The sequence below is a fragment of the Bradyrhizobium sp. DOA9 genome, from assembly GCF_000617845.2.
Classification (GTDB): Bacteria; Pseudomonadota; Alphaproteobacteria; order Rhizobiales; family Xanthobacteraceae; genus Bradyrhizobium.
Genome location: NZ_DF820425.1, coordinates 3,922,116 through 3,941,986 on the forward strand (window position 1 = coordinate 3,922,116; position 19,871 = coordinate 3,941,986).

Below are 19,871 nucleotides of genomic sequence, written 5' to 3' on the forward strand. Positions count from 1 at the left end.
GGGCTGGGGAGAGGGTGTCTCCGCAATGGGATTCCCCAAGAGGATAGAACCCTCACCCGGCGCGCGGGACGATGCTTCGCATCGCCCGGGACGCGCCGACCTCTCCCGCAAGCGGGAGAGGTGAACAAGCTGCCGCGGTCATCGATCCAACCTAAAGCGATTCCGCTTTAGCATCGATCAATCCCGGGCGAGGGCGGCACGTTGCGGCCTTCGCCGGCATCCAGAACATCAGGACCGGCCTTGAGCGAATTCCTCCAGCATCTGATCAACATGCTCGTGCTCGGCGGCACCTATGCGCTGCTGGGCATCGGGCTCACCTTGATCTTCGGCATCATGAACGTCGTGAATTTCACCCACGGCGTGCTCTACACGTTCGGCGCCTACATCATGTTCATCGTGGTGCAGCAGCTCGGGCTCAACTTCTTTCTGGCGCTACCCGTGGCCGTGCTGGCCGGATGGCTGCTCGGGGCGGCCATCGAATTGACCCTGCTGCGTCCGCTGCGCGGCTCCGACATCGACACCACCATGCTGGTGATGATCGGCGCCTGGATCGCGATGCAGTCGGGCACGCTGTGGATCTGGGGCGGAGTCGCCAAGTCGGTGACGACGCCATTCCCGGAGGCGCCGCTGGTGCTCGGGCCGGTCTCCGTTTCATGGCTGCGCCTGTTCGTGCTCGCCGCGGCGGCCATGTTGATCCTGGTGACCTATCTGCTCATCAACAAGACCAGCCTCGGCCGCGCGATGCGGGCGACGTTCCAGGACCACGACACGGCCTCGCTGATGGGCGTCAACGTCGACATGATCTACACCTCGACCTTCGCGATCGGCTCGAGCCTCGCCGCCGCCGCGGGCGCACTGCTCGGGCCGGTCTACGTGATCTTCCCGCAGATGGGCGATCTCGCCGCGGTGAAGGCCTTCGCGATCGTCATCCTCGGCGGCCTCGGCAACATCACGGGCGCGGTGATCGGCGGCTTCATCCTCGCCCTGGCCGAAGAGCTCGGCGCCGGCTACGTCTCGTCGGGCTACCGCGACGCCATGGGCTTTCTCATCATCATCGCGGTGCTGATCTTCCGGCCGACCGGCCTGTTCGCGCGCGCGGAGCGCGTCGGATGAAGGCGATCGTCACCATTCTCGCCGTCGCAGCGCTGGCCTCGGTGCCGCTCTGGCTGCGCGACCCCTATCTGCTCAACGCGCTGATCACGACCGGAATCTTCGTCATCGGCGCAATGAGCCTCAACCTGCTGCTCGGCTTCACCGGCCAGCTCAGCCTCGGCCATATCGCCTTCTTCGGCATCGGCGCCTATGTCAGCGCACTGACCTCGCTCGGCTTCGACATCGGCCTGCCCGGAGGCTTTCGTCTTGTCCACGCACCCTGGCCGCCGATCATAGGCTTCGTGCTGGCGATCCTGATCGCGGGATTGTGCGGCTATTTCGTCGGCCTGTTGTCGTTCCGCGTCCGCGGCGCCTATTTCGTCATCGTGACGATCTCCTTCGCCGAGGTGGTCCGGCTGGTCGCGCTGAACTGGGTCGAGCTGACGCAGGGCCCGCTGGCGCTGACCAACATCCCGTCCATCGCATTGCCGCTGCCCGGCTTCGGCGAGCTGACGCTGCGCACGAAATTCCACAACTACTATCTCGTCCTGGTCGTCGCGCTCATCGCCTATCTCCTGATCGCGCGCCTCGTTCATTCCCATTTCGGCCGCTCCATGCGTGGCCTGATGGAGAACGAAACGCTCGCCGTCTCCGTCGGCATCGACGTGACCAGGACGCTGACGATTGCCGCGGTGATCTCCGCCGCGATCGCCGGTGCGGCCGGCAGCCTCTATGCGCACTACATCCGGATCATCGATCCGGAGGTCTTCGCCTTCATCAACACCGTCACCATGGTGATCATGGTCATCACCGGCGGCAAGGGCTCGCTGGCGGGGCCCGTCGTCGGCGGCCTGATCTTCGGCCTGCTGCCGGTGGGGCTACGTCCGGTGATGGCACCGGAAGCGCAATGGATCGCCTATGGCGGCGTGCTGATCGCCATCCTGTTCGTGCTGCCGCGCGGCATCGTGCCCTCGCTCGCACTGCGCCTGGCGAAGTGGCGGCGGCCTGCGGGGCCTCCGCCGGTCACCGTCACGGAGACCGCTGCCAAGGAGCCGGCGTGATGAATGCGCGCAGCATCGCCATGACCATCGATCAGGTCGCGGTCCGCTTCGGAGGACTGGTTGCAATCTCCGACATGAGCTTTGAGGTCGGCGAGGGCGAGATCGTCAGCCTGATCGGGCCGAACGGCGCCGGCAAGACCACCGCCTTCAACGTCATGACCGGCTTCCTGACGCCAAGCGCGGGCCGCGTCACCTACCGCAACACGGCGCTCGCCGGATTGAAGCCGCACGAGATCGCCGATCTCGGCCTGATCCGCACCTTCCAGCGCACCAGCGTGTTCCCGAACGACACCGTCTATGACAACCTCATGATCGGCCTGCACCGGCAGAGCCGGGTCCGGCTGCTCGACGCCATCCTCGGCCTGCCAGGCGCCCGCGCCTCGGAGCGCCGCCTGCGGCAGCGGGCAAGCGAGCTGCTCGAATGGGTCGGGCTCGAACGCCGCGCCCATGATGCCGCGGGCTCGCTCTCCTACGGCGAGCAGCGCCTCGTCGGCGTCGCGCTGGCGCTGGCGGCGGAGCCGTCGATGCTGCTGCTCGACGAGCCCGTCTCCGGCATGAACGCCTCGGAGACGCACCGTTTCATCGAGCTGATCCGGGGTATCCGCGACCGCGGCATCACGATCTTGCTGGTCGAGCACGACATGCCGATGGTGATGACCGTCTCGGACCGCATCGTGGTGCTCAACTATGGCCGCATCATCGCGGAAGGCACGCCCGACGTGATCCGCAACGATCCCGCGGTGATCGAAGCCTATCTCGGACATGGAGCAGGACGTGCTTGAGATCCGCGACATGGTCTGCGGCTATGGCGGCGTCACCGCGCTGCGCGGCATCTCGCTCGACGTGAAGGCCGGCCAGCTGGTCGCCCTGATCGGGGCCAACGGCGCCGGCAAGAGCACGACGCTGCGCGCGATTTCCGGCCTGGTGCCGCCGCGCTCGGGCCAGATGACGTTCGAAGGCATCGACATCACCGGGGCGAGGCCGCCGCGGGTGCTGGCGAGCGGGATCGCGCATTGTCCGGAAGGCCGGCGCGTGTTCCCGCATATGAGCGTCGAGGAAAATCTCGACATGGGGGCTTACCTCCGGCGTGGTTCGAGCGAGATCGCGGCCGATCGCGACCGCATCTACACGGAATTTCCGCGGCTCGCCGAGCGGCGCCGGCAGGCGGCGGGCACGCTATCCGGCGGCGAGCAGCAGATGCTTGCGATCGGCCGCGCGCTGATGTCGCGGCCGCGGCTGATCATGTTCGACGAGCCGTCGCTCGGGCTCGCCCCCAACATCGTCGAGCGCACCTTTGCGATCATCCGCGCCATCCGCGATGCCGGCACCACGGTGCTGCTGGTGGAGCAGAACGCGTTCGCGGCGCTCGAGATGTGCGACCACGCCTATCTGCTCGAGAGCGGCCGCATCGTGCTGTCCGGCGCCGGCAGCGAGCTGATCGCGAACGAGCATGTGCGCAAGGCCTATCTCGGTGGGTGACGACACCGGGTGGATTGCCGTCTGCGATCTCGACCGGCTGAAGGCGGAGACGATCGTCCGCGTCGCCGGGCGCGACCTGCTCGTGATCTGGAACGAGGGCAACGTCGTCGCCTGCGAACGTGCGTGCCCGCACGAACAGGCTGATCTGGCCTTGGGGCAGGTGACGGCCGGGCGGCTCAATTGTCCCCGCCATGCGGCATCATTCGATTTGCGCGACGGCGCAATCAGCGCGGGATGGCCGAGCCGGCCGCTGCGGCTTTATCCGGCGCGGATCATCGGCGAGCGAATCTGGATTGAGATGCAGGGGCGGCAGCCTGGGCGATGATGCCATAATGCCCCTGTTTTGCCCGACGAGTCAAAGCGGCCGAGGCGACTTCGATCGACGCTCAAACAATTCGCCTTTGCAAACAACGGCATCGCTACTGTGCATGGGGTTGTTTTAGCACTCTTTAGTCCAGGAGCCGCCGCGCGGCCTCCACCAGGACTCCGTCCGGCCGGCGCAGCGCCTCCAGAATGGTGAAATGGTCGGCGCCTTCGACCGCGATGAGCTTGCCCGGCGCTCCCGCCGCTGCGCGCTTGTCGAAGAAATTGATTGAATCGCAGACCAGCGCCGGCAGCTCGCTGCTGCCATAGGCGATGTCGAGGCGCTTCCGGGTGACGGGCAGGCGCAGCGGCGACAGCGCGGCGATCTCCGCGTCCGTCAGTTTCAGCGCGTCGTTCAGCCCGGTATCGCGGATCGGCGCGAGATCGTAGACGCCCGAAAGCGCCAGCCCCGCATGGACACGCGGATGGTCCAGCGCCATCGCAGCAAGATGGGCGCCGGCGGACCAGCCCGACAGCACGACCGGCCCGGCAACTCCATAGGACGCGCCGTGCGCCGCGAGCCAGTCGAGTGCGCGCGGGATCTCGGCGACGATGTCGCTGAGGGACACTTCGGGCGCCAGCGAATAGCCGGGGATTGCGACCGACCAGCCATGCGCGGCGACGCCTTCGACCAGCATGGCGAACAGCTCGCGCGAATTGCGCTGCCAGTAGCCGCCATGCAGGAACACCAGGCAGGGCGCATCGGGCTTGGCGGCCGGATAGAGGTCGATCTTGTTGTTGGCCCGCTCGCCATAGGGCAGGTCGAGTTGGGATTTCAGCGTGCCCCGCATCCGTGCCGAAGTCTCATTGCGCTCGGCGATCAGGGCCGGGCTGTTCTTCACGGCCGCGTTGTTGTCATAGGCCGCGCTGCGCTCCGCCCGGGACAACTCGGACCAGCGGTCGCGGGGGTCGAGCGGCCGAGTAGTCGAATGAGCGTTCTCAACCATGGGAGTCTCCGTTTGCGTCAGGCGCTACGCTCGCAAGATCGCTTCGATCTCTTGCGCGGCTGCGAGGAGCGAGCGGTCTTGTCCGCGCGCCGCGATGATCTGTAGGCCGAAGGGAAGCCCGCGCCGATCCGTTCCGCACGGAATCGAGATCGCCGGCAGGCGGGCGTGATTGACGAAGGGCGTGAACACCGCATGGGCCCGCGGGCTTGCGGGTTTTCCACCGATCATGTCAGGGCCGAGCTGCGTCAGCGACCAGGCGACGCAGGGAACGGTCGGCGCCAGCAGCAGGTCGACCTCAGTGAAGAACGCCGCGAAGGCATTGGCGATCGCGGTGCTAGCGAGCAGCGCTGCCGCAACCTCCGCGCCCGACCAGGACAGACCTCGCTCGATCTGCTTGGCGATGTCAGGATCGAACACAGCCGGATCCTTGCGGAAGCTATCGCCATGGAGCGCCGCGAGGCCCGCATGCTGCAGCGGCATGATCGCGTCCTCCGTGGCGCCTGCCGGCCAGACCGGATCGCGTCGTGCGATGCGCAGACCTGCGGCGGAAAGCCGGTCGACGGCGGAGCCGAGGCCGTTCGCGACCACGTCGTCAACCGCGACGTCGAGACCGAGGCGCGGCGAGAACGCGATGCGCTGAGTGCCGATGTCTTTGGCCTCAAGCGCAACGACGGCTGAATCCGGATCGCGCGGATCGTTGCCGACCATGGCTTCGAACGCCAGCGCGATGTCGGTCGCATCGGATGCGATCGGCGCGATCACGGAGAGGCCGAAGAACGGCTCGGCGAAACCCGGCCCATAGGGGATCGCGCCGTAGGACGGCTTGAAGCCGGCGACCCCGACATGGGCCGGCGGCCTGCGGCTGGAGCCGCCTGCATCGGTGCCGATCGCGAGCGGCACCAGGCCGGCCGCGACCGCCGCGGCCGGGCCGCCCGATGAGCCGCCGGGCGTCAGCGCCGGATCGAGCGGATGTCGCGTCGGCCCGTATAGCTGCGAGGTGGTGACGCCCTTGCATGCGAACTCGGAACTCGCGCCGATGCCGACGACGACGGCACCAGCCCTGCGCAGCCGCTCGATCGCGATGGCATCGCGCGGCGCGACAAAGTCGGCGAACAAGCGTGAGCCCTGCGTCACGCGCCAGCCGGCGACCCAGATGTTGTCCTTGACGATGACGGGCACGCCGGCGAGCGGCATGATCTCGCCCATGCGCAGGCGATCATCGACCGCCGCAGCATCCACCAGCGTGCGTGCAGGATCGATCGTGACGACCGCGTTCAAGGCCTTGCCGGCCTCGACGCGGCCGAGCGCGGCTGTCGCGGTCTCGACGGCATTGGTCCTTCCGGCGGTGATTTCGGCAGCGATCTCGCGCGCGCTATGTGTCCGCGTTGTCATGGCCTCCCCACATCAACGCCAATGTGCCGCCGAGGGCAAGGCACGCCAGGGCGAAGAAGGCCGTGCCGAGGCTCGCCACGCCGTCCAGGATCGATACCAGCGCCGGCGCCGCGAGCAGCCCGGCATAGGAGGCGGTCAGCACCGCGCCGGTGGTCTCGCCAATCCGGTCCTGCGGGGCGAGGCGCGCGATCTCGGCGATGAAGACGCCGTTCCAGCCCGACGCCGTCAGGCCGAACAATGCGGCCATGATGAATTGTCCGCTGCGCCCGAGCGAAGCGCCGTTGAGGCCCAGCAGCGCGGCACAGAAGGCCATGCCGAGGCCGATGACGACGAGCACGGCGCGCGAAGCATCGAGGCGCATGGCGACATAGCCCCAGCCGAGCCGGCCGACGAGCCCGCCGGCTTGCGCGCAGGCGAGCGCCATGCCGGCCTCGATATGGCTGAGGCCGAGCTCGCGCGTGCCGAGCGTGACGAACACCGTGTTGAGCGACACCTGTATCGCGCTGAACGGCATCGAGGCCAGCGCCAGCATCGCGATCCGCCGATCCGCAATCACCAGCGCCAGCCGCGCGCGGAGATCGAGCTTTGGCGGCGGGGCGACTTTGCCGGCGTAGGCCGGCCGCAGCCGCTCGAACAGTGCGATCGCAACCAGCGCCAAGGTAGCGACGGCCGCATAGCACCACGCCGGTCCGAACGCGATCGCGATTGCGGGCAGGGCCAGCGAGCCGCAGACCGCGCCGATCTGGTTGCCGGTCTGGCGCACCGAGAACACGAAGGCGCGCCGCTCGGCGGTGACGAGTCGCGCCAGCAGCGCCGCGCTGGCCGGCGTCTCGGGCCCCATCGCAAGGCCGATGCAGAGGCCGGCGGCCAGCAGGGCGGCGCTCGTTCCGAGCGAAGCCAGTGCCATGCCGAGGACGATGGCCGCCGCGCACAGGCTCGCGACCCGCAGCGAGCCAAGGCGCGCGATGAAGCCGCCGCCCCAGAACGAGGCGGGGATGCCGACCGCGAACACGGCGCAGGAGAACATCGAGAGCTGCCACACCTCGATATGCGCGCGCGGGGCGACCACGCCCGGCGCGAACAAGGCCAGCGCGACCAGGGCCTGCAGCCCGGTCATCGCCCCCAGCGCCGGCAGCAGCGCGGGCGCTGGCGGAGCGGCCGTGTTTCCGGCTACCATGGCGGCAGGCTCACGGGAGGAACATTGTGGCAGGTGGTATTTCCATTCACGCGGTCGATGTCGCGAGCGGGCGCCCGGCACAAGGCCTGCGCGTCGAGATCTGGCGGATCGATCCGGAGTCCCAGCGCATCGCCGACGGGCGGCTCGGCGCCAACGGCGTGCTCGATCATGCCGTTGCGCAAGGCGCGGGCGTCACGGCCGGCGAGTACGAGGTGCTGTTTCATCTCGGCGAGTTCTTTGGCGATCACGACGGCTTCCTCACCGTGACCCCGTTCCGCTTCCGCATCAAGAACGTTGACGAGCATTTTCATCTGCCGCTGAAATTCACGCGCTGGGGCTATTCGCTGTTCCGCGGCGCCTGATCAGTTGGTCAGCCGTCGCGACAGGCCGGTGACGCGCTCCATGATCGCGACCAGCGCGACGGTGGCGATGATCAGCACGCCCGACAGCGCGGCGATGGTGACGTCGAGCTTGCCTTCGAGATCCTGCCACATCCGGATCGGGAGCATGTCGGTGGCGGCATCGCGCAGGAACAGCGACACCGGCACGTTGTCGAAGGACGACATGAAGGCGATGAAGGCGCCGGCGATGATGCCCGGCCGGATCAACGGCAGCACGATGCGGCGGAACGTGTAGAGGCGGCTCGCGCCGAGCACGGCCGAGCTTTCGAGCAGGGTCGGCTCGAGCTGGGCCAGCGCTGCGACCGTGTTGCGCACGACATAGGGCACGCACACGACGGTGTGGCCGATCACCAGCGTCAGCGGCGACACCGGCAGGCCGACCAGCGAGAACAGCATCAGCGCGGCGAGGCCGAAGGCGAGGGCGGGAAGCACCAGCGGCGACATGAACAGGGAATCGAGCAGCCGTGCCGACAGCGCCCGCGACCTGGAGATCGCAAGCGCCGCGGCGACGCCGAGGCCGACCGACAGGCCCGTCGCCCACAGCGCCACGATCAGGCTGTTCTTGGCGGCGAAATGCAGCTGCCAGGCATTCCACAGCTCGACGTACCAGCGCAGCGAATAGCCCGGCGGCGGGAAGCGCAGCGAGAAGCCGCTGGTGAAGGAGACGATCAGCACCACGAGCGAGGGGGCGATGATGATGACAAGCGCGATCACCGCGATCACGGTCATGACGAGCTCGAAGCTGATCGCCTCGAGCGTGCGCTTGCGGCCGCTCATCCTGCCCCTCCATAGCCGCGCGACATGCGGCCGAGCGTGGTGAAGACCGAGACGACCGCGAGCACGGCAAGCAGGAAGATGATCGAGATCGCGGCCGCGAACGGCCAGTTCTGCAGCGTCGAGGCCTGCTGGTAGAGATACATCGGCATGAACAGCATCTGCCCGCCGCCGACCAGCGATTGGGTGATGAAGGCGGTGATCGCCGCGGCGTAGGTCAGCGTGCAGCCGGCGATGATTCCGGGCAGCGACAGTGGCAGCACGATCCGGAAGAAGGTGCGCCAGCTCCCGGCACCGAGCGAGCAGGAGGCATCGTCGAGATTGGGATCGATGCGGCCGAGCGCGGTGATCAGCGGCAGCGTCATCAGGGGCATCTGCACCTGCGCCAGCGCGATCACGACGCCGAACTGGGTGTAGAGCAGTTTGAGCGGCGTATCGATGATGCCGAGCGATTGCAGCGTCGCGTTGATGATGCCCTGGCGCCCGAGGATGACGATCCAGGCGAAGGTGCGGACCACGACGCTGGTCAGGAGCGGCAGCAGCACGATCAGGATGATGATTGTCTGAAGCTTTGGCCCGACCCGCTGATAGAGCCAGGCGATGGGGAAGCCGAGCACGAGGCACACGGCCGTCACCTCGGCGCCGAGCAGCAGCGTCGAGCCGAGCACGCCGAGGCTGAAGGGGTCAGTGAGGAAGTGCAGATATTGGCCGAGCCCCCAATGGAGCCCGGCCGTGTCGTTGTGCAGCGAAAGCCAGAACAATTGCAGCAGCGGCGCGACGAAGAAGACCAGGAAGAACAGCGCCAGCGGCGCTGCCAATCCCATTCCGTAGGACGTCACGTCCCGTGCTGCCGGTGCTACGCCCATGGCTTGAGCCTTCGAGGTTTAGATCTTGATCTCGCGGTTGAAGCGTTCGATCCAGGCCGAGCGCTGCTCGTTGATCTTCTTCCAGTCCTGGAACACGAACTTCTTCTTCAATTCAGCCGTGTCCTTGGCCAGCACGCGCGCGATCTCGCCGCCCATCGTCACCTTGGAATTGGTCGGCACGATCAGGTAGGGCGGGTTCATCAGCGTGGTCTGCACCTCCGGCGTCAGCGCCGCCTCGATCAGCTTGAAGGCGAGCTCGCGGTTCGGCGAGTTCTTGACGATGTGGATGGTGGTCTTGAAGGCGATCGCGCCTTCCTTCGGCGCCACGAACTCGACCGGCACGCCGCGCGCCTTGAGGATCTGGATGGCGTTGAAATTGCCGGGCGAGATGTCGATCTGGCCCTGCTGGAACAGGGTGGCGAGCGCGCCGGGATTGGCGGCGACCGCGGCGAGGTTAGGCTTGAGCTCCTCCAGCGCCTTGAAGCCGGGATCGACATTGGCCTCCGAGCCGCCGCGCATCTTGGCGATTTCCACCAGCCAGCCGGTGCCGAGCGTCGAGTTGAGGTTGGTGATGCCGACGCGGCCCTTGAATTCCGGCTTCCAGAGATCGGCCCACGACGTCGGCGGCGTCTTGACCGCTTCCGGATTGTAGGTGAGGCCGACGACCTGGAAGAACGGGGCGGGGCCCGTCGGCTCCTGGGCCTCGGCGATCAGGTCCTTGTAATAGGCGCTCTTCTCCACCGGATAGGGCTCGACCAGGTCCTGGCCGATGGCGACGAGGGCAGGGCCGGGATCGTGCAGCATGACGTCGATCGGCGGATTGGCCTTGGCCGCGTTGACCTTGGCGATCTGGTCGACCGAGAGCATGGGATCGAGCACCATCGCGGCATCCGCATTGGCTTTGCGGAACGCCGGCACCAGCACGGCCTTGTGGGCTTCCTCCCAGCTTCCGGTGAAGGTCGCAAACACCAGCGGGCGCGCCTGGGCGTAGCTCAGGCCTGGAAACGCCTTCATGGCCCCGAGCGTGAGCGCCGTGGTCAGCAGGCTTCTGCGGTTCATGATCATGTCAAACTCCCCTCTGGACAAAAACTGGATCTAAAGCGTTGCGGGAAAGGCGTTGGCGAGCGACGGGGCGAGCGGCGCGAGGCGCACCGCCGCGCCGTTCGTAAGGGCGCGCGTCTCGCCAATGCGCGCCTGGGAAACCTTGACGCCGGAGCCGTCGGCCGTGGTGACTTCATGCACGACGGTGGCGCCCAGCGGCAGCGACATGCCGACGACGCCGGCAAAGCCGGTCTCGTCGCCGACGAATTGCAGATGCTCGGGGCGGATGCAGACGGTGACGCGGCCGCCCTCGCTGAGCGCACCGCCCGCGGGACGCGCGATGATCTCCGCGCCGGCATCGAGGCGCACCTTCGCCGCCGTGCGGTCCGCCGAGACCACCACACCCGGCATGCGGTTGGTGGAGCCGACGAAGGTGTTGACGAACAACGTCTGCGGCCGGTCGTAAACGTCGGACGGCGAGCCGAACTGCTCGAGCTGGCCATGGCTCAGCACGGCGACACGATCGGCCATCGACAGTGCTTCTTCCTGGTCGTGCGTCACGATCAGCGTGGTGATGCCGGAGACCCGCTGCAGCCGCTTGACCTCGATCTGCATGTCCAGCCGCAGATTCTTGTCGAGCGCGGCGAACGGCTCGTCGAGCAGCAGGATCGACGGCTTGATCGCGAGGGCGCGGGCGAGCGCCACGCGCTGCTGCTGGCCGCCGGAGAGCTGCCGCGGCAAACGCTCGGCCATGGTCGGCAGCTGCACCAGCTCCAGCAGGCGCTGCGCTTCGCGCTGGCGCGTCGCCTTGTCGATGCCGCGGGCGGCAAGGCCGTAGGCGACGTTCTCGCTGATGCTGAGATGAGGAAACAGCGCGTAGTTCTGGAACACGATGCCGACGGCGCGCCTGTTCGGCGGCAGCGCATCAACGATGTCGTCGCCGATGATGATCCGCCCTTGCGTCTGCGCGATGAAGCCCGCGATGATGCGCAGGAGCGTGGTCTTCCCGCAGCCGGACGGGCCGAGCAGGGCGATGATCTCGCCGCCCTTGATGTCGAGATTGATGTTCTCGACCGCAAGCGCGCCACTTGGATACCGGTGGGTGACCGCATCAACGACGAGCGATCGGCCGCTTGGCGCATCAGCCATGGTGTTGCCTCCCGTTGCCCCCGAGGAGAAAGCAAGTCTCGTGCCCGCACCCGTCGCTTTTCGGCGGGCGTTTTGGCATGGTGGTCCGATGACATCGGATCGATCGATTTGCGACCTCACGGCCACGGAGCTTGCCCGCGCCATTGCGCGGCGCGAAGTGTCCTCGCGTGAGGTCGTCGAAGCGCATCTGGCGCGGATCGCGGGCCTCGACGGCCAATTGGCGGCGTTCGTGACGGTCGATGCCGACGGTGCCCGCCGCGCCGCGCAGATGTGCGATGCCGCCTCTGCGCCGATCGGCCCGCTGCATGGCGTGCCCATTGGGATCAAGGACCTCACCGACACTGCGGGACTTGCGACGACTTACGGATCGGTGCTGTTCCGCGATCACGTCCCGGCCGAGGATGATCTCGTCGTGGCGCGGCTGCGGCGCGCCGGCGCGATCATTCTGGGCAAGACCAACACGCCGGAGTTTGGCTTCGGCGCGGTCTGCACCAACAGATTGTGCGGGCCGACCCGCAATCCGTTCGATCCCGCGTTGACCTCCGGCGGATCCTCCGGCGGCTCTGCCGTTGCGGTTGCTTCCCACATGGTGCCGCTGGCGCATGGCACCGATTTCGGCGGCTCGGTGCGCACGCCCGCCAGCTTCTGCGACGTCGCCTCGATCCGGCCGACGCCCGGCCGCATCCCGTCGCCGCGCCGACCGCTCGGCTGGGACATGCTGGCGACCCACGGCTTCCTCGCCCGTGGTGTCGACGATCTCGAACTCGCGTTGTCGGTTTGCGCCGGAGGCGATGCGAATGATCCGATCTCGCTCGGCAGTGCCGCTGACGATCCGCTCATCGCCGGCCGTCCTCGGATTGCGGTCACGCCCGATTTCGGTGTCGCGCCGGTTGCGCGCGAGGTGCGTGCGCGCTTCGCGGCGGCCTGCGAGGCGCTCGCGGGTGTTGCCGCTGTCGCGCCATCCTCGCCCGATTGCGGCGGGGCGATCGAAACCTTCCGCACTTTGCGTGCCGCGCACATCGCCAACGCTTACGGCGAGTTGCTGGGAACGCGACGTGCGGAGCTCACGCCGACGGTGATCTGGAATATCGAAGCCGGCGCGAACCTGTCCGCGCAGGATTACCTCAACGCGGAGCGCCGCCGCAGCGCGATCTACCGCAGCTTCCGCGAGCTGTTCGCTCACGCCGATTTCCTGGTCGCACCGGCCGCGTCCGTCTTGCCCTGGCCGAACGAGATCAGCGACGTCACTGCCATCGACGGGGCCGCGCTGGAGACGCCGATCGATTATCTCGCCGTCACCTTCATCGTGTCGCTGGTCGGTTTTCCGGTGCTGACCCTCCCGGTGCCGCGCGGGAAGAATGAGCTGCCCTTCGGCATCCAGATCATCGCGCCACCGGGATGCGAATCCCGCTTGTTTGCCTTCGGCCGTGTGCTTGAGAACGAACTGGGTTTTTCGCATCGCCGGCCGCCTCTCTGATCAGCTGTCGCGATGTTCGAGCCGGGCGGCGAGCGCATCGGCAAGGCCGATAGTCGGCTTGGCGGCGGGGCGGCGGAACGTGCCGGCAATGGCCTTGCGCAAACGCAGCGCGTGCAGCGCCTCGGCTTGCTTCACCGAAGCGATGACCTGATCGACCACGGGGACGGGGATGCGGTCCGCGACGCGCTCGGCGAGGCCCGAGAGCGGGGCGCCGGCAAAGATCAGCACATCGGCCTCGTCCTCGACGATGGCGCGCCGGGCGAGATCGACCAGCACGTCCTCCTTCTCGGTGCCGACCCCGGAAATCGCCTGAAACGGCGTATCCAGCATGCGGATGCCGGCGCAGCGTTCCCACAGGCCATGGGCGCGGACGCATTCCTCGTACCACGGCCCCAGCGCCTGCGCGAAGGTGACGATGGCAAAGCGGCGTCCGGCCATGCACGCCGTCAGCATCGCCGCCTCCGCCATGCCGACCACGGGGATGTCGAAGGTTTCGCGTGCGGCGAACAGGCCGGGATCGCCGAACGCCGCGATGATCGCGGCGTCGACCTTCCTATGCTGCTCGGCCAGCATCTCCAGCGCGATGGCGCCGCCGATCTGCGCCTCGGTGCGCGTGGCGATATAGGGCACGCCGCGGGTCGCGGTGCAGGGGATCAGCTCGGTGCCCGGTGAGGCGGCACGCTGTCCGACGCCCAGCATCAGCTGCGTGACCTCGGCGCTGGTATTGGGGTTGAGCAGCAGCAGCTTCATGATTATGCCGCCGTCCGCTTGGCCTGAGAGGCGGCAAGAACTTCCAGCAGCGCCGTGCCGGTGCGTGCGACGTGCGCGCCGAGCAGGCGGCCGGCCGCTTCGCCGTCGCGCGCTTCGAGGGCGGCGAGGATATCAGCATGTTCGTTCACCGAATTGCTCCAGCGCCTGTCGGCCCCGAGCGCGAGATAACGCGCACGCTCGGCGCGGGAGATCAGCGTCTCGTGCGCCTCGCGCAGCGGCGTGTTGCGGGCCATGCGGACGATGGTGTTGTGGATCTCGCCGTTGAGCGCGAAATAATCGTCGAGCTTGCCGCTGCGGTGATGACCTTCCATCCGGGTCTGCAGCGTGCGCAGGCGGGCGAGGTCGCGCTCGGTGGCGCGCTCCGCGGCGAGCTCGGCGGCGAGCCGCTCGATGCCGGCGAGGGCCTCGAACAATTCCGAGATGCCGTCGACCGCGATATCGGCGATGCGCGGGCTGCGGTTGGGGCGCAGCTCGATCAACCCTTCCGCCGCCAGCACCTTCATCGCCTCGCGCAACGGGGTGCGCGACACCCCGAGCTCCTTCGACAGCCTGGTCTCCTGGGTCTGCGAGCCCGGCGCCAGCTCGCCGCGAATGATCATCGTCCGCATCCGCGCGGCGGCGCGCTCATGCAGGCCCATCCGCTTGAGTTTGGGCGACTTTCGTCCCTTTGGCGCTTCCGATTTTGGCTGCACGCGTGCCTCACTTCTCACGTTGATCTTAGCCATTTGCGGCCTGTCTGCTTGCCCAAAATACCGACGCATCCCGCTGAAAACAATGGCATACCGCGCAAATTGTATGCAGCATGCAAAAACCGGATTGCGCCGCAGCGAAGGCCGGCGGATGATCGTTTTCGACGCGCGGGAATGACGCGCCTTCGAAACGGAGTGAGCGATGCGGACGAGTGTGCGACTGGGCCTGGTGGTGATGGCTTTAGTGCTTGGCGGCAGCGATCTCGCTTTGGCGCAGACCGCGAAGATCAAGCTCGGCTACGCCAAATGCGCGCACTGCCTGCCGATGTCGCTGATCCCGGGCCTGGCGAAGGGCGTCGAGGTCCAGGCCACCGGCTTCAACTCGGGCAATGACGTGCTCACCGCGCTGGTGTCGAAGAGCATCGACGTCGCACAGGTCACCTATCTCCATTACATCACCGCGCTCGACAAAGGTTTCGACGTCGTCGCCGTCTCCGGACAGATCAATGGCGGCTCGGAATGTCTCTCCTCCGCCAAGTTGAGCCTTCCCCCTGAGGACTGGGCCACGTTCAAGACGACCGTTGCGAAGGCGAAGAGCGACGGTCAGCCGCTCAAGGTCGCGGCGTCCCGCGGCAATGCGCAGGACATCCACATGCGCGGCGCGTTCCTCAAGCAGGGCGTCGATCCCAACAAGGACATCCAGTTCATCAACATTCCCAATCCGTCCGACCATCTCGCAGCGCTCCAGCGCGGCGAGGTCGACATGATCTGCTCGGTCGAGCCATTCGCCTCGCAGATCCGCCTCGCCGGCGCCGGCAAGCATTTCGTGCTGCCGTACGAGCAGGCTGCAGGCAATCTCACCAACCTAATCGTCACCCGTTCCGACGTGATCGCGAGCCAGCGCGCCGGCGTCCAGGGCGTCGTCGGCGCCGTGGTCGAGCTCGACGACAAGCTGATCGCCGACAAGGCGCCGTGGATCGAGGTCATCAACAAGCTCACCGGTCTCGACAAGAACGTGGCGACCGAGGCGCTGAAGAATGCCTCGCCCGATCCCGCGATCCATCGCTCGCAGACGCTTGCGATCGCCGCGATGATGCGCGACCTCAAATACATCTCCAAGGACGTCTCCGCGGAAGCAGCGAAGAACATGGACTATTCGTTCCTGGAGCAGGCCACCGGAAAAACCAAGAATGACCTCGGTTACTGACGTCTCGCCGGCAAGGCCGGCGTTTCGGCTGACACGGGCGTTTGGGGGGATTGAACGCCTCGTCGTGCCGGCGCTGCTGATCGCCGGCTGGGAAGTCTTTGCCCGCAGCGGCATGCTTCCGCCCGCATTGCTGCCGGCGCCGAGCGCGGTGCTGCATGCGCTCGGCGACTGGGTGTTCGGCTTCGACGAGACCACGCAGACCTATTCCGGCCATTGGCTGCGCGACGCGCTCGCCAGCGCGCTTCGTGTGTTCGGCGGCTTTGCGCTGGCGAGCCTGCTCGGCATCCTCGCCGGCGTCGCGATCGGCTGGTCGCGCCTGTTCGAGAAGACGTTGGAGCCGACGTTGCAGATGCTGCGTCCGATCCCGCCGGTGTCCTGGATTCCGCTCGCTATCATCTGGTTCGGCATCGCCGACAAGCCGGCGATTTTCCTGGTCTTCCTCGGCGCCTTCTTTCCGGTGCTGATGAACAGCATCCATGGCGTCAAGACCGTGGACCACAATCTGGTCCGCGCCGGCGCGATGATGGGCGCGAACGGCCGGCAGATGCTGACCGACATCGTGCTGCCGGCGGCGCTGCCCTCGATCTTCGCAGGTCTACGCATCGCGGTCGGTTCGGCTTGGATGCTGACGGTCACGGCCGAGATGGTCGCGGTGAAGAGCGGTCTCGGCTACGTGCTTTGGGATTCCTATTACTTCCTGCGCTACGACATCGTGCTCGCTGCGATGATCTCGATCGGGCTGCTCGGTTATCTCTCCGACCTCGGCCTCAAGGCGATCATGGCGCGCACGCTGCGCTGGCAGCAGACCACCACCGTGCAGGGCAGGGCGGGCTGATGGCGGCCATCGAGCTTCGCAACATCGTCAAGGTGTTTTCCGACAAGCGGCGCGGTCGTGACCTCCTGACGCTGGACAACATCAATCTCGACATCGAGGCCAACGATTTCGTCTGCCTGCTCGGCCCGTCCGGCTGCGGCAAGTCAACCCTGCTCAACATCATCGCCGGTTTCGAGCAGGCGACGAGCGGCCGCACGCTGGTCGGCGGCAAGCAGGTCGAGCGGCCGGGCTCGGACCGCGGCGTGGTGTTCCAGCAGCCGACCCTGATGCCGTGGCTGACCGCGATCGACAACATCGCCTTCCACCTCAAGCTCAAGGGCATCGCCAAGGCCGAGCGCTACGACCGTGCGATGGAGTTCATCGACCTCGTCGGCCTGCGCGGCTTCGAGCACCATCATCCTTCCGAAATGTCCGGCGGCATGAACCAGCGCGTCGGCATCGCCCGCGCGCTGCTGATGAACCCGAGCGTGATCCTGATGGACGAGCCGTTCGCGGCGCTGGACGCCCAGACCAAGCTCGAAATGCAGGAGGAGCTGGTCGCGATCTGGCAGAAGCGCCGCTGCACCATCGTGTTCGTCACCCACAGCGTGGACGAGGCGCTGGTGCTCGGCAACAAAATCGTGGTGATGACGAGGCGCCCCGGCCGGATCCGCGAAGCCGTCAATTTCGACCTGCCTCGCCCGCGCGACATCACCAGTCCCGAGTTCAACGACGCCAAGCGCCGCATCCTGGCTTTGATCCGGGAGGAGTCGACGCGGCTTGCGCAGGCGTCGTAAGGTATCGCCATGCGCAAACGCCTCGGCATGATCACGCCGTCCTCCAACTCGGTGCTGGAGCCCGTCACCAGCGCCATGCTAGCCGGAGCCCCCGGCATCACCGCACATTTCTCGCGTTTCCGTGTCACCGAGATCGCGCTCGATGCCGCTGCGCTGAGCCAGTTCGATGCCTCGGTGATGTTGCCGGCGGCCGATCTGCTGGCGGATGCCAAGGTCGACGCGATCGCGTGGAACGGCACGTCGGCAAGCTGGCTCGGCATCGGCCGCGACCGCAGCCTGTGCGCGGCGATCACGGCCCGCACGAATGTGCCGGCGACGACATCGACCCTGGCGTGCATCGATGCAGCCCGCGCGCTCGGCGCAAGGCGCATCGGCCTGGTCTCGCCCTATACCGACGATGTGCAGCGCCGTATTGCCGACGTCTGGGCCGAGGAGGGGATCGCCCCGCATGCCGAGCGGCATCTCGGCTTGCGGGACAATTTTTCCTTTGGTGAGGTCGCGCCGGCCGATATCGCGGACATGATCCGGGCGGTGGCGGCGGAGGACGCCGACGCGATCGTCATCCTCTGCACCAATCTCGATGGTGCGGCGCTCGCGGCCACGTTGGAGCGGGAGCTGGGCATCGCCGTGCTCGATTCGGTCGCGGTCACATTGTGGCGGACCCTGGGCCTTGCCGGCGGCGCTGTGACGGCTCTTGCGCCATGGGGGCGGATCTTCCAGACCATGCCAGACATCAAGTGACGGAGACATCAGTGACGCAGCTCGACCTCGCCATCCGCGGCGGCACCATCGTGACGGCCAGCGACGAGTTTCGTGCCGATATCGGCATTCAGGGCGGCCGCATCGTCAGTATCGCCGATCGCATCGAGGGCGCGGCGCGCGAGATCGATGCGACGGGCCTATTGGCGCTGCCGGGCGGTATCGACAGCCACGTCCATATCTCGCAGCCCTCGGGCCCCGACGTGGTGATGGCCGACGACTTCGCCTCGGCGACGCGCGCGGCGGCGGCCGGCGGCAACACCATGGTGCTGCCCTTCGCGCTGCAGGAGAAGGGCACCTCGCTGCGCGCTTGCGTCGAGGACTATCGCAAGCTTGCCGAAGGCGAGTGCTACATCGACACCGCCTTCCATCTCATCATCTCCGACCCGACGGCCGTGGTGCTCGGGCAGGAGCTGCCGGCGCTGGTCAAGGACGGCTACACCTCGTTCAAGGTGTTCATGACCTATGACGACCTCGTGCTCAGCGACAAGCAGCTGCTCGAAGTGTTCGAGGTCGCGCGCCGCGAGGAGGCGCTGGTCATGGTCCATTGCGAGGGCTACGACGCCATCCGCTTCCTCACCTCCAAGCTGGAGCGCGAAGGTCATATCGCGCCGTACTATCACGGCACTTCGCGGCCGCAGGCGGTCGAGCGCGAGGCGACGCACCGCGCCATCAGCCATGCCGAGGTGATCGGCGTGCCCATCATGATCGTACACGTCTCCGGGCGCGAGGCGATGGAGCAGGTGCGCTGGGCCCAGCAGCGCGGCCTGCCCGTTCACGCCGAGACCTGCCCGCAATACATCACGCTGACGGCCGACGACATGAAGGGCCTCAACATGGACATCACGGGCGCGAAATACGTCTGCTCGCCGCCGCCGCGCGATGTCGAGAGCCAGCAGGCGATCTGGGAAGGCATCACGTCGGGCGTGTTCCAGACCTTCTCGTCCGATCACTGCCCGTTCCGCTACGACGATCCCCAGGGCAAGCTGACGCCGAACGCCCGCACCTCGTTCCGCTGGGTGCCGAACGGCATCCCCGGCGTCGAGACGCGGCTGCCGATCCTGTTCTCCGAAGGTGTCTCGAAGGGCCGCATCAGCTTACAGAAGTTCGTCGAGCTGACCGCGACCAACCACGCCCGCATCTACGGCCTCTATCCCCGCAAAGGCTCGATCGGCGTCGGCTTTGATGCCGACATCGCGCTCTGGGATCCCAAATTGAAGAAGCCGATCCGGCAGGCTGATCTGCATCACGGCTCGGACTATACGCCCTGGGAAGGTTTCGACGTCACGGGATGGCCGGTGACGACGATCGCGAAGGGACAGGTGGTCTACAGCGAGGGGCGGATCGTCGGCACCAAAGGCGCAGGCCAGGTGCTGAGCCGGGGCAAGTCGAGCCTGATCTGATCCGGCTCCAGACGCCGCCGAAGCGCTCTAAAGCCGAATGGCTTGAGGTTGAATCGATTGCCGCGGCTCGTTCACCTCTCCCGCTTGCGGGAGAGGTCGCGCCGAAGGCGCGGCTGAGGGCTTTCTCTTCTAGGGGGCAATCCCATTGCGGAAGCACCCTCTCCCCAACTCTCTCCCGCAAGCGGGCGAGGGAGCGCACTACCGTTGTCGCA

The 19,871-nt window shown here is 67.0% G+C and carries 22 protein-coding genes; 13 read left to right on the forward strand and 9 right to left on the reverse strand.

Translation table 11 applies throughout. The annotated features are described in order from the left end of the window. Positions 1 to 240: 240 nt before the first annotated feature. The 5 genes from BDOA9_RS18175 to BDOA9_RS18195 are packed head-to-tail and all read left to right on the forward strand — an operon-like array spanning position 241 to position 3,957. Positions 241 to 1,113, forward strand: a complete 873-nt coding sequence (locus BDOA9_RS18175) for a branched-chain amino acid ABC transporter permease (protein WP_025035388.1) — start codon at positions 241 to 243, stop codon at positions 1,111 to 1,113. After that, entirely contained in the window at positions 1,110 to 2,153 is a 1,044-nt protein-coding gene (locus BDOA9_RS18180; RefSeq protein WP_025035389.1) for a branched-chain amino acid ABC transporter permease, read from the forward strand. The genes BDOA9_RS18175 and BDOA9_RS18180 overlap by 4 nt, the downstream gene beginning before the upstream one ends. Then, on the forward strand, positions 2,153 to 2,935 hold the full coding sequence (locus tag BDOA9_RS18185; RefSeq protein ID WP_025035390.1) for an ABC transporter ATP-binding protein: 783 nt from the start codon (positions 2,153 to 2,155) through the stop codon (positions 2,933 to 2,935). Before BDOA9_RS18180 ends, BDOA9_RS18185 begins: the two co-directional genes overlap by 1 nt. Beyond that, on the forward strand, positions 2,928 to 3,632 hold the full coding sequence (locus BDOA9_RS18190) for an ABC transporter ATP-binding protein (RefSeq protein WP_025035391.1): 705 nt from the start codon (positions 2,928 to 2,930) through the stop codon (positions 3,630 to 3,632). Before BDOA9_RS18185 ends, BDOA9_RS18190 begins: the two co-directional genes overlap by 8 nt. Then, positions 3,625 to 3,957: a Rieske (2Fe-2S) protein gene (locus BDOA9_RS18195; RefSeq protein WP_445291812.1), complete on the forward strand. Its 333-nt coding sequence runs from the start codon at positions 3,625 to 3,627 to the stop codon at positions 3,955 to 3,957. Before BDOA9_RS18190 ends, BDOA9_RS18195 begins: the two co-directional genes overlap by 8 nt. A 124-nt stretch (positions 3,958 to 4,081) precedes the next feature. On the opposite strand, the gene BDOA9_RS18200 is transcribed toward BDOA9_RS18195, so the two are convergent. The 3 genes from BDOA9_RS18200 to BDOA9_RS18210 are packed head-to-tail and all read right to left on the reverse strand — an operon-like array spanning position 4,082 to position 7,511. Continuing rightward, positions 4,082 to 4,942, reverse strand: a complete 861-nt coding sequence (locus tag BDOA9_RS18200) for an alpha/beta hydrolase (protein WP_025035393.1) — start codon at positions 4,940 to 4,942, stop codon at positions 4,082 to 4,084. Positions 4,943 to 4,966: 24 nt separating this feature from the next. Continuing rightward, on the reverse strand, positions 4,967 to 6,334 hold the full coding sequence (locus tag BDOA9_RS18205; RefSeq protein WP_025035394.1) for an amidase: 1,368 nt from the start codon (positions 6,332 to 6,334) through the stop codon (positions 4,967 to 4,969). After that, complete coding sequence (locus BDOA9_RS18210) at positions 6,315 to 7,511, reverse strand: MFS transporter (RefSeq protein ID WP_025035395.1); 1,197 nt, start codon at positions 7,509 to 7,511, stop codon at positions 6,315 to 6,317. The genes BDOA9_RS18205 and BDOA9_RS18210 overlap by 20 nt, the downstream gene beginning before the upstream one ends. Before the next feature lie 26 nt (positions 7,512 to 7,537). On the opposite strand from BDOA9_RS18210, the gene BDOA9_RS18215 reads away from it, so the two are divergent. Continuing rightward, positions 7,538 to 7,873 (forward strand): hydroxyisourate hydrolase, encoded by a 336-nt coding sequence (locus BDOA9_RS18215; RefSeq protein WP_025035396.1) that lies wholly within the window; start codon positions 7,538 to 7,540, stop codon positions 7,871 to 7,873. On the opposite strand, the gene BDOA9_RS18220 is transcribed toward BDOA9_RS18215, so the two are convergent. From BDOA9_RS18220 to BDOA9_RS18235, 4 genes are read right to left on the reverse strand one after another with little or no spacing between them, the layout of a single operon-like run. Beyond that, the gene (locus BDOA9_RS18220) at positions 7,874 to 8,689 is read right to left on the reverse strand and encodes an ABC transporter permease (RefSeq protein WP_025035397.1); all 816 of its coding nucleotides are present in this window, start codon (positions 8,687 to 8,689) and stop codon (positions 7,874 to 7,876) included. It abuts the gene before it with no gap. After that, the gene (locus BDOA9_RS18225; protein WP_025035398.1) at positions 8,686 to 9,552 is read right to left on the reverse strand and encodes an ABC transporter permease; all 867 of its coding nucleotides are present in this window, start codon (positions 9,550 to 9,552) and stop codon (positions 8,686 to 8,688) included. Before BDOA9_RS18225 ends, BDOA9_RS18220 begins: the two co-directional genes overlap by 4 nt. Positions 9,553 to 9,570: 18 nt before the next feature. Next, positions 9,571 to 10,617 carry an ABC transporter substrate-binding protein gene (locus tag BDOA9_RS18230; RefSeq protein WP_025035399.1) on the reverse strand — a complete coding sequence of 349 codons (1,047 nt, stop codon included), beginning with the start codon at positions 10,615 to 10,617 and terminating at the stop codon, positions 9,571 to 9,573. A 30-nt stretch (positions 10,618 to 10,647) separates the two neighbouring features. Then, the gene (locus BDOA9_RS18235; protein ID WP_025035400.1) at positions 10,648 to 11,742 is read right to left on the reverse strand and encodes an ABC transporter ATP-binding protein; all 1,095 of its coding nucleotides are present in this window, start codon (positions 11,740 to 11,742) and stop codon (positions 10,648 to 10,650) included. Positions 11,743 to 11,830: 88 nt separating this feature from the next. Between BDOA9_RS18235 and BDOA9_RS18240 the strand changes: the two genes are divergently transcribed. Beyond that, a complete protein-coding gene (locus BDOA9_RS18240) occupies positions 11,831 to 13,219 on the forward strand; it encodes an amidase (protein ID WP_025035401.1) in 1,389 nt (462 codons plus the stop codon). Here BDOA9_RS18240 and BDOA9_RS18245 read toward each other — a convergent pair whose 3' ends face one another. Both BDOA9_RS18245 and BDOA9_RS18250 read right to left on the reverse strand, forming a co-directional pair. Further along, positions 13,220 to 13,969 carry an aspartate/glutamate racemase family protein gene (locus BDOA9_RS18245; RefSeq protein WP_025035402.1) on the reverse strand — a complete coding sequence of 250 codons (750 nt, stop codon included), beginning with the start codon at positions 13,967 to 13,969 and terminating at the stop codon, positions 13,220 to 13,222. Positions 13,970 to 13,971: 2 nt separating this feature from the next. Next, positions 13,972 to 14,682, reverse strand: coding sequence for a GntR family transcriptional regulator (locus BDOA9_RS18250; RefSeq protein WP_025035403.1), 711 nt, complete (start codon positions 14,680 to 14,682; stop codon positions 13,972 to 13,974). Between BDOA9_RS18250 and BDOA9_RS39460 the strand changes: the two genes are divergently transcribed. Genes BDOA9_RS39460 through hydA form a run of 6 tightly spaced genes read left to right on the forward strand, consistent with a single transcriptional unit; the run spans position 14,582 to position 19,659 of the window. After that, complete coding sequence (locus BDOA9_RS39460; protein WP_244521603.1) at positions 14,582 to 14,857, forward strand: hypothetical protein; 276 nt, start codon at positions 14,582 to 14,584, stop codon at positions 14,855 to 14,857. The genes BDOA9_RS18250 and BDOA9_RS39460 overlap by 101 nt on opposite strands. A 24-nt stretch (positions 14,858 to 14,881) precedes the next feature. Next, a complete protein-coding gene (locus BDOA9_RS18255) occupies positions 14,882 to 15,886 on the forward strand; it encodes an ABC transporter substrate-binding protein (protein WP_025035404.1) in 1,005 nt (334 codons plus the stop codon). Next, a complete protein-coding gene (locus BDOA9_RS18260; protein ID WP_025035405.1) occupies positions 15,870 to 16,721 on the forward strand; it encodes an ABC transporter permease in 852 nt (283 codons plus the stop codon). Before BDOA9_RS18255 ends, BDOA9_RS18260 begins: the two co-directional genes overlap by 17 nt. Then, positions 16,721 to 17,497 carry an ABC transporter ATP-binding protein gene (locus tag BDOA9_RS18265; RefSeq protein WP_025035406.1) on the forward strand — a complete coding sequence of 259 codons (777 nt, stop codon included), beginning with the start codon at positions 16,721 to 16,723 and terminating at the stop codon, positions 17,495 to 17,497. The genes BDOA9_RS18260 and BDOA9_RS18265 overlap by 1 nt, the downstream gene beginning before the upstream one ends. Positions 17,498 to 17,506: 9 nt before the next feature. Further along, a complete protein-coding gene (locus BDOA9_RS18270) occupies positions 17,507 to 18,238 on the forward strand; it encodes a maleate cis-trans isomerase family protein (RefSeq protein WP_042336203.1) in 732 nt (243 codons plus the stop codon). Further along, on the forward strand, positions 18,199 to 19,659 hold the full coding sequence (gene hydA / locus BDOA9_RS18275) for a dihydropyrimidinase (protein ID WP_082847836.1): 1,461 nt from the start codon (positions 18,199 to 18,201) through the stop codon (positions 19,657 to 19,659). The genes BDOA9_RS18270 and hydA overlap by 40 nt, the downstream gene beginning before the upstream one ends. Positions 19,660 to 19,871: the final 212 nt, after the last annotated feature.

Excerpts from the sequence above, each read along its gene's own strand:
- BDOA9_RS18230 (WP_025035399.1), bottom strand. The coding sequence starts at position 10,617 with ATGATCATGAACCGCAGAAGCCTGCTGACCACGGCGCTCACGCTCGGG.
- hydA (WP_082847836.1), top strand. The coding sequence starts at position 18,199 with ATGGGGGCGGATCTTCCAGACCATGCCAGACATCAAGTGACGGAGACA.
- BDOA9_RS18180 (WP_025035389.1), top strand. The coding sequence starts at position 1,110 with ATGAAGGCGATCGTCACCATTCTCGCCGTCGCAGCGCTGGCCTCGGTG.
- BDOA9_RS39460 (WP_244521603.1), top strand. The coding sequence starts at position 14,582 with ATGATCATCGTCCGCATCCGCGCGGCGGCGCGCTCATGCAGGCCCATC.
- BDOA9_RS18220 (WP_025035397.1), bottom strand. The coding sequence starts at position 8,689 with ATGAGCGGCCGCAAGCGCACGCTCGAGGCGATCAGCTTCGAGCTCGTC.
- BDOA9_RS18270 (WP_042336203.1), top strand. The coding sequence starts at position 17,507 with ATGCGCAAACGCCTCGGCATGATCACGCCGTCCTCCAACTCGGTGCTG.
- BDOA9_RS18255 (WP_025035404.1), top strand. The coding sequence starts at position 14,882 with ATGCGGACGAGTGTGCGACTGGGCCTGGTGGTGATGGCTTTAGTGCTT.
- BDOA9_RS18235 (WP_025035400.1), bottom strand. The coding sequence starts at position 11,742 with ATGGCTGATGCGCCAAGCGGCCGATCGCTCGTCGTTGATGCGGTCACC.
- BDOA9_RS18205 (WP_025035394.1), bottom strand. The coding sequence starts at position 6,334 with ATGACAACGCGGACACATAGCGCGCGCGAGATCGCTGCCGAAATCACC.
- BDOA9_RS18185 (WP_025035390.1), top strand. The coding sequence starts at position 2,153 with ATGAATGCGCGCAGCATCGCCATGACCATCGATCAGGTCGCGGTCCGC.
- BDOA9_RS18225 (WP_025035398.1), bottom strand. The coding sequence starts at position 9,552 with ATGGGCGTAGCACCGGCAGCACGGGACGTGACGTCCTACGGAATGGGA.
- BDOA9_RS18200 (WP_025035393.1), bottom strand. The coding sequence starts at position 4,942 with ATGGTTGAGAACGCTCATTCGACTACTCGGCCGCTCGACCCCCGCGAC.
- BDOA9_RS18210 (WP_025035395.1), bottom strand. The coding sequence starts at position 7,511 with ATGGTAGCCGGAAACACGGCCGCTCCGCCAGCGCCCGCGCTGCTGCCG.
- BDOA9_RS18240 (WP_025035401.1), top strand. The coding sequence starts at position 11,831 with ATGACATCGGATCGATCGATTTGCGACCTCACGGCCACGGAGCTTGCC.
- BDOA9_RS18260 (WP_025035405.1), top strand. The coding sequence starts at position 15,870 with ATGACCTCGGTTACTGACGTCTCGCCGGCAAGGCCGGCGTTTCGGCTG.
- BDOA9_RS18265 (WP_025035406.1), top strand. The coding sequence starts at position 16,721 with ATGGCGGCCATCGAGCTTCGCAACATCGTCAAGGTGTTTTCCGACAAG.
- BDOA9_RS18245 (WP_025035402.1), bottom strand. The coding sequence starts at position 13,969 with ATGAAGCTGCTGCTGCTCAACCCCAATACCAGCGCCGAGGTCACGCAG.